We start from the raw sequence: 6,569 nt of genomic DNA on the forward strand, positions 1-6,569 counted from the left end.
CTACTTGCTACCGGTCGGCACGAATGCGCCGTTCTTCAAGAGCAATTCGATCGGCTTCACCCCGTCCGGCCGCCGCGTCTGCTGATTGAACGCGAACGAATCACCCAGGCCGATACCGCTGAAGTTCTTGACCTCGCGCAGACCCTTCAGCACGCCCTCGCGGGTGGCGCCGCCGGACTTGGCCGCCTGCACCAGCACATTGATCGCGTCATAGGCGTAGACGTTGAAGTCGCCCGGATCGGTGTTGTACTTCGCGCGGAACTTCGTCACGAAGTCCTGCACCTTCGGATTGGTATCGGACGGCGAGAAGACGCCGTTCACGATGTCTCCCTCGGCCGCCGCGCCCGCCAGTTGAATGAACTGCGGCGTGTTCTGGCCGCCGAAGAACTGGCCGTTGTATCCCACATCGCGCAACTGTTTGACCACGAGCGCACCATCCGGGCCATATCCCAGGTGCACAAACGCATCCGGGTTCGCATCGCGGCCCTTGATCAGCACCGGCCGGAAGTCCTGCGAATCGGGCAGGATCGACGAGGAGTAGGCGATCTCGATGCCCCGCTGCTGCGCGAACTGCTGGAAGTACTTGAAAGCCTCTTTACCCCAATCGGTTTCGAGGTAGACGACCGAGACCTTCTTCGCCTTCGACTGCACCCACTGGGTATTGCGATCCTGGAAGGTGTCCAAGGTGATCGAGGGGCTCCACGAATACTCGCCGCCCTTGGTGAATTCCGTCGACGAATTGGTGAAGCCGTACTGCACCAGCTTGCCCCGGTTGTACACCGGTGACGCGGCAATCGATGCGGGAGAGGAGAAGTCGCCCAATTCGGCGATGATCGAATTGTCACCGACGAACTTGGTCGCGATCGGCACCGTCTGCTTCGGGTCGGACTGCGAGTCCTCCCACTTCAGCGCCACCTTCTTACCATTGATGCCGCCGGCCGCATTGACCTGATCGATCGCCAGATCGAAGCCCTGCTGCCACAGCCGCCCGTACTCCGCCGAGGCCCCCGACTTCGGCCCCGACACACCGAAATACACGGTGTCGCCATTGCTGTCCGACGAATTGCCGCACGCCGACAACGACCCGGCCACCACGGCCGCGGACGCGATGCCCACCACTACCCGAAGCGACCGGGACCACTGCTTACTCATCTGATTCCTCTGTACTCACCCACACCACTGCCGGGCATGAGAGCGCTTGCGATGCCCGGCGGACACCACCTGGTCGTCACCCGGGGCACCCCACCGCTGTGCGAGGGTTGCCGATCAGCGAGCCGGGGCTCGAACATGCTGATACTCGTGACCGTGGGCGCAAATGTAGCGACGCGAGGATGGGCCGAGACACCCTTGGAATCAAGGTGATGTGAAGAATGGGACGAATCGCCTGTCGCGCAGGCGGTCTCGCCGCTGGTGTGGTGGCTAAACGGCCAGGTGAGAGGCCAACCAGGCCGGGAATGCGGTGAGATCGGCGAGCACCACATCCGCACCCGCGGCGGACAGTTCGGCGGCGGAATACGGACCGGTCGTCACCGCGACAGAGCAGGCATCGGCCACCTTCGCGGCGCGCACATCACCGAGATGATCGCCCACATAGATCGACGCACCGTGCTCGCGCAGCACCTCGCCCTTCTCCTCCGCCCACGCGCCGCCGACCAGATCATCGACGTCGAGACCGAGGTGATCCAGATGCAATTGCGCGTGCGGGCCGTTCTTGGCGGTGATCACCAGCACCCGCCCGCCGGCGGCGTGCACCGCGGCCAGCGCATCGACCACACCGGGCAGATGATCGCTCGGCTCCACCGCGAGTCCGGGATAGAACTGCCGGTACATGGCCACCACCTCCGGCACCCGCTCCTGCGGGAACCATTCGGCCGCCTCCACCGCCAGCGGCGGACCCAGCCGCGACACCACCAGCTCGGAATCGATCGGCACCCCGGTCTCGGCGGCCACCGCATCCCACACCGCGGCAATGCCGGGGCGGGAGTCGATCAGCGTCATATCCAGGTCGAACCCGACAACAAGTCCGTTCGGAACGGCGGTCGCACGATCAATGGCCACGCCCCGACCATACGGACACGCCGTTCTCCCCAAGAAACCGGTTGCGACCTCGAACTAGGCTGATCGGCATGGCAAATGATCGCGGATCCCTGTTCTGCAGCGTCGAGCTCGGCGCACGCATCGAACGGGTCGAGACGGAACTGATCGCCACCGGCGGCGCGGCGGCAAGCGCCCGCCTCGGCACCGAGGAGGGATTCGTCATCCCGATCGCGGGCGGTGTGGCCGCCTTCGCCGAGTACGGCTCCCCGCTCAACAAGGTGGCGGGCCTGGGGTTCGCGGGCGTTCCCGATGCGGAGGAACTCGAGGCGGTGGAAAAACAGTTCGAGGTGCGGGACACGCCCGTTCAGATCGAGCTGGCGCATCTCGGCGAACCCGCCCTCGGCGAACTCCTCACCGCGCGCGGATACCGGCTCGTGTCGTTCGAGAATGTTCTCGGCATCGCGCTGGACAGGGCGGCCGATGCCGCTCTCCCCGCGGATGTCGAGGTAAGGCACAGCGGCACAGGAGAATTCGATATCTGGCTCGATGTCATCGCCGACGGCTTCGCGCACCCCGATACCCAGGGCGTGGTCTCGCACGAGGAATTCCCGCGCGAAATCATCGCGAGCGCCATGCGCGATCTCACCGCGGCCGCCGGAGTACAGCGCTACGTCGCCGTGCACGAGGGCACGATCGCGGGCGGCGCGAGTATGCGAATGTCCCAGGGCATTGCCCAACTCACCGGAGCCGCAACACTTCCCGGCCATCGGCGGCGCGGCATTCAATCGGCGCTGCTGGCCGCCCGCCTGGCCGAGGCCACGGCGGCGGGCTGCGATATCGCCGTCATCACCACCCAGCCGGGATCCAAATCCCAGCAGAACGCCCAGCGCAGCGGCTTCGACCTGCTCTACACCCGCGCCATCCTCGTCAAGTCCGCCGCAGACTAGCCCAGCTGGCGCGCCGAAGTGGCTTAGCGTCTGGAGTCCGGAGTGGAGTACGTCAACGACCGGGCGAGGTAGCTCAGGGTCCGGAGTGGAGCAAGTCAGCGCCCGGCACCGAGTAGCTCGATGTCGAGGGTGGGGCAGCTCGAGGATCGGCGCGGTTCAGTCCGGAATTCGGTGCGCGGCAATCGGTTTCAACTGCTCCCGCAGCTGCTCACCGGCGGGTCCGAACATCTGCGCATCGGTATCGACGGCAATTTGCACGCCCTTGCCCACCAGTTCACGTCCAGCAGTGGTGATTTCGATGCGCAGCACGCGCGCATCCACCGGATCCGCGCGGCGGGCTAGCAGCCCCCGCTCCTCCAATACCCGAATGACCTTCGACGCCATCATCCGATCCGCCCCGGACATATCGGCCACCTGCTGCTGAGTCGGCAGCTCACCCTGCCGGCCCAGCCAGCCCGCCGACGCCAGCAGATTGAACTGGGTGGGCGTCAACCCGAGCGGCCGCAGATTCCGCTCCAGCGTCGCCCGCCACTCCAGCGCGGCGTGATGCAGCCAGAAACCCGGGCTCATGAGCGGACCCCGCGGGATTCCGCGAGGTCCGTCCGATGATTCAGCCACGCTGCAGTGCCTCCTTCTCCAATGCCGCGAAGGTGAGCGGCATATCCGCTCGCATGGCCTTCGCCCAGATCAGTTTGAACAGTGGTCCGAACGGACCGTGCACCTCCACCCGCTCGGACACCCGCAGCGTGCCGTCGCCGAGCGCCTCATAGGTGCGCTGCCCGCGCAGCTTCCCGAACGGGATGCCCGCCTCGCTGGTCCATGTTTTCCCCTGCTCGACCGCCGTAATCGTGAACGGCCCCGCCGGAGCGCCCTTCGGCTTGACCCATCCGGTGGTTCCCGCCTCGAACGGTCCGTCGATCCGCGACTGCTCCTCGTGCGGATCCCACTCCGACCAGCGTGCCACATCGGTCGCCACCGCCCAGACCTGGTCGATATCGCCCTTGATCACAGCTTCTTCGATGAACGAGTACATCATGACTGCCCCTGGATTTCGTTCGCGTTTTCGTTGTTGCGACAACAGTAACTGTAGTTGCGACAACAATCAACCCCTGATTCCGGACAACCCTCGACAAACAGCGAAGTGGCCGGTCCGCATGTACGCGTACCGACCACCTCGAGACCCCCCAGCTATCCGGGTCACCCCCAGCCACCGGGGCCGGACCTCCTACCGACCAGGCGGCCGGTCATATCCGAGCGGGCGGCTGGTGAAGGTGCCGCGCCCCTGGGTCCGGCTGCGCAAACGTGTTGCGTAACCGAACACTTCGGCCAGCGGCGCGGACGCCGTCACCACCACCGTGCTGCCCCGGGTCACCGAATCGAGGACCCGGCCACGGCGCGCGGCCAGATCACCGAGCACCGCACCGAGCGACTCCTCGGGAGCGGTGACGGTCAGCTCGAGCAGCGGCTCGAGCAGTGCCATCTCACTGGTGCGCAAGGCTTCTCGCAGTGCGAGCCGCCCGGCGGCACGGAAGGCCCGCTCCGACGAGTCGACCGGATGGGTCGCACCGTCAGTGAGGGTGACACGCACCCCGATCACCGGATGACCGCCGATCGGACCGTCCGCCAAGGCATCTCGGCATCCCGCCTGTACGGCGCGCACGTACTCCTCCGGCACCCGACCACCGGTCACCGTCGAGTGGAACTCGAATTCGACTGCGCCACCGGATGATTCCGCATCGACAACAAGCGGCTCCACGTCGATGACGATATCGGCGAACTGCCCGGGACCACCGCTCTGCTTGATATGCCGGAACCGCAGTCCCGACACCCCGCGCATCACCGTCTCCCGGTAGGCCACCTGCGGACGCCCGACGGCGATCCCGATCCCGCGGTCCCGGCGGATCTTCTCCACCGCCACCTCGAGATGCAGTTCACCCATGCCCGACAGCAGCGTCTGCCCCGACTCCGGATCGGTGCGGACGACCAGGGACGGATCCTCCTCCACCATCCGGGCCAGCGCGGTCGCCAGCCGCTCGGCATCGGCCGCGGTACGTGCCTCCACCGCCACCGAGACCACCGGATCACTGACGGTCGGCGGCTCCAGCAGCACCGGAGTCTCCGGCGCGCACAGCGTCGCCCCGGGTCGCGCCGACTTGGGTCCGATCACGGCGACAATCTGTCCCGCCACAGCCTCCTCCAGTTCCTCGTGCCGATCCGCCTGCACCCGCAGGATGCGGCCGATCCGCTCGGTGCGCCCGGCGCCTACATCCAGCACCGACGCACCCTTCCGCAGCGTGCCCGCGTATACGCGCACGAACGTCAGCCGCCCGGTACCGGTCGCCTGCACCTTGAATACCAGTGCCACAAGGGATTCCGCCGGATCCGCGGTGAGCTCGAAGCCCTCGCCGCGCACCGGAGGTCGATCCGACGGCGAAGGCAGGTATGCCACCACGGCATCCAGCAGCGGTTCCACACCGATATTCCGGTACGCCGCACCGCACAGCACCACCACGATCTCGCCCGTGAGGGTGAGCGCGCGCAGCGCCGCCGCCAAGGTCTCGTCCGACAGCGCCGACCGCACGTAGAACTCGTCCAGCGCCGCCGAATACCGCTCGGCCACAGCCTCTTCCAGTTCTCTCCGATGCTGACGAGCAGTCTCCGACAGCTCCGCCGGTATCGGAGCGACGGTCAGCGCACCCGCCACCCAGAGCAGCGCGCGCATACGAACCAGATCGACCACACCGGCGAATCCGTCCTCGGCCCCGATAGGCAGCTGCACCGCGAGCGGCACCGCATGCAGTCGCTCCCGAATCGAGTCCACAGCCATCCCGAAATCGGCTCCGACCCGATCCATCTTGTTCACGAACGCAATTCGCGGCACCCCGTACCGATCCGCCCGCCGCCACACGGATTCACTCTGCGGCTCCACACCCGCCACCGCATCGAACACCCCGACAGCACCGTCGAGCACCCGCAGCGAACGCTCGACCTCATCCGAAAAGTCCACGTGCCCAGGCGTATCGATAACAGTGAGCCGGTGCCCGGCCCACTCGCACGCAACAGCCGCGGCGAAAATCGTGATCCCGCGTTCCCGCTCCTGCGGATCGAAATCGGTAACGGTGGTCCCGTCGTGCACCTCACCACGCTTATGCGTCATCCCCGTGAGGAACAGCATCCGCTCGGTGACAGTCGTCTTCCCCGCATCGACATGAGCGAGAATCCCGAGATTACGAACAGTGGCCAGAGATTGCCGAGAAACATTGGTACGCACGGTCTTCAGTCCTTCGTGCTGGTCTTGGAACAGAACAGCGCGATTCCCGAGACGACAGAGAGAGTTCGCCCGGGTAACTCAGTACCGGCCGCGCAGCCGGCACCGAGCCGGCGAGGACACCAGGATCACCTCGAAGCGAGGGCGGGGAGCGACAAGCGTGCGTGCGTCACGCATCACGGTCTCCCTCCTGGATGTCCGCGTGCCATTCGACACGAGATCTCCTGTGAGAGTACGGAACCCCGCCGATCGGCGAAACCGAATATTCGACGGGGTCCGGATACGACAAAACCCCCTGACCGAAGTCAGGGGTTTTG

General features: G+C 66.0%; 6 protein-coding genes and 1 riboswitch. Of the genes, 1 reads left to right on the plus strand and 5 read right to left on the minus strand.

Going from position 1 to position 6,569, the window contains the following annotated elements; genetic code table 11:
• Positions 1-1,152 carry an ABC transporter substrate-binding protein gene (locus tag OG326_RS41625; protein ID WP_327142565.1) on the minus strand — a complete coding sequence of 384 codons (1,152 nt, stop codon included), beginning with the start codon at positions 1,150-1,152 and terminating at the stop codon, positions 1-3.
• Between the two features lie 37 nt (positions 1,153-1,189).
• Positions 1,190-1,305: riboswitch (SAM riboswitch) on the minus strand.
• Between the two features lie 114 nt (positions 1,306-1,419).
• Positions 1,420-2,058, minus strand: coding sequence for an HAD family hydrolase (locus tag OG326_RS41630; protein ID WP_327142566.1), 639 nt, complete (start codon positions 2,056-2,058; stop codon positions 1,420-1,422).
• 89 nt (positions 2,059-2,147) lie between these two features.
• Between OG326_RS41630 and OG326_RS41635 the strand changes: the two genes are divergently transcribed.
• The gene (locus OG326_RS41635) at positions 2,148-2,984 is read left to right on the plus strand and encodes a GNAT family N-acetyltransferase (RefSeq protein ID WP_327146770.1); all 837 of its coding nucleotides are present in this window, start codon (positions 2,148-2,150) and stop codon (positions 2,982-2,984) included.
• A gap of 156 nt (positions 2,985-3,140) precedes the next feature.
• On the opposite strand, the gene OG326_RS41640 is transcribed toward OG326_RS41635, so the two are convergent.
• The 3 genes from OG326_RS41640 to fusA all read right to left on the minus strand — a co-directional run bounded on the left by OG326_RS41640 (position 3,141) and on the right by fusA (position 6,255).
• On the minus strand, positions 3,141-3,602 hold the full coding sequence (locus OG326_RS41640) for a MarR family winged helix-turn-helix transcriptional regulator (RefSeq protein WP_327142567.1): 462 nt from the start codon (positions 3,600-3,602) through the stop codon (positions 3,141-3,143).
• A complete protein-coding gene (locus OG326_RS41645) occupies positions 3,595-4,020 on the minus strand; it encodes an SRPBCC family protein (RefSeq protein ID WP_327142568.1) in 426 nt (141 codons plus the stop codon). The genes OG326_RS41640 and OG326_RS41645 overlap by 8 nt, the downstream gene beginning before the upstream one ends.
• Positions 4,021-4,209: 189 nt before the next feature.
• Entirely contained in the window at positions 4,210-6,255 is a 2,046-nt protein-coding gene (gene fusA / locus OG326_RS41650) for an elongation factor G (protein ID WP_327142569.1), read from the minus strand.
• Positions 6,256-6,569: the final 314 nt, after the last annotated feature.

The organism is Nocardia sp. NBC_01327 (assembly GCF_035958815.1).
Classification (GTDB): domain Bacteria; phylum Actinomycetota; class Actinomycetes; order Mycobacteriales; family Mycobacteriaceae; genus Nocardia.

What these genes read in the sequence shown, in the direction of transcription:
- OG326_RS41625 (WP_327142565.1), bottom strand. Translation starts at nt 1,152, where the DNA reads ATGAGTAAGCAGTGGTCCCGGTCGCTTCGGGTAGTGGTGGGCATCGCG.
- OG326_RS41645 (WP_327142568.1), bottom strand. Translation starts at nt 4,020, where the DNA reads ATGATGTACTCGTTCATCGAAGAAGCTGTGATCAAGGGCGATATCGAC.